Source organism: Vibrio sp. 10N.222.48.A3, from assembly GCF_041475345.1.
Lineage (GTDB): Bacteria > Pseudomonadota > Gammaproteobacteria > Enterobacterales > Vibrionaceae > Vibrio > Vibrio tasmaniensis_A.
In genome coordinates, this window is record NZ_JBFRVX010001233.1 from 1 (window position 1) to 617 (window position 617).

General features: G+C 38.4%; 1 protein-coding gene. It reads right to left on the reverse strand.

The window, feature by feature from the left end:
- On the reverse strand, positions 1-561 hold a 561-nt coding region (locus AB4653_RS25260), incomplete at its 3' end, for a hypothetical protein (RefSeq protein WP_372105598.1).
- Between the last annotated feature and the right edge of the window lie 56 nt (positions 562-617).

Genomic DNA, 617 nt, shown 5'->3' on the forward strand with positions numbered 1-617 from the left:
GATTGAGTGGGCATAATGTTCTCTAAGTTCAGAATCATCAATTAAATAGAACGCCCCGTCACTAACTTTAGAATCCCATTTTTGGGTTGCTAATGTCTCAGCGTTTTCTGCATGTTTTAACCTTAAAGTATCACTGATGGCATAACCTTGCGCTGCAATCAAATACCCATCGTCTTCTTTCGCAAGATGTGAGTTATCTTCAAAGTATGCGTATGCATCTATGTATTCAGCAGTTTCTTTTAGCTCATTAACACCATTCGGATAAATGCTTATCGTCATTGCAGAATCATGTAAAAGAATGGCTCCTCCTAAAACATAGGCCTCTGCTGGATTTAACCGGTAGTCTCCACCCGTCAATATGTCCAACATATCCCATAGCGCGTCCATATGTGTTAAGTCATGTACGGTAAGCCCAGGTACATCTTTGGGAGTTCCATCAATCAATACTCCTACACGTTCTCTGAAATTAGCAAGACTTTCAGTTAAGCGATTGCGATATTGATCATTACCATCATCTTTACAAGTGAAGGTTGCTTTGAAAATTTTAGAATCTGAATACATTATTACGGAATCTCTACTAAAAACTTTTTTATCAATAAAAAAGGCGACCCTGAGGT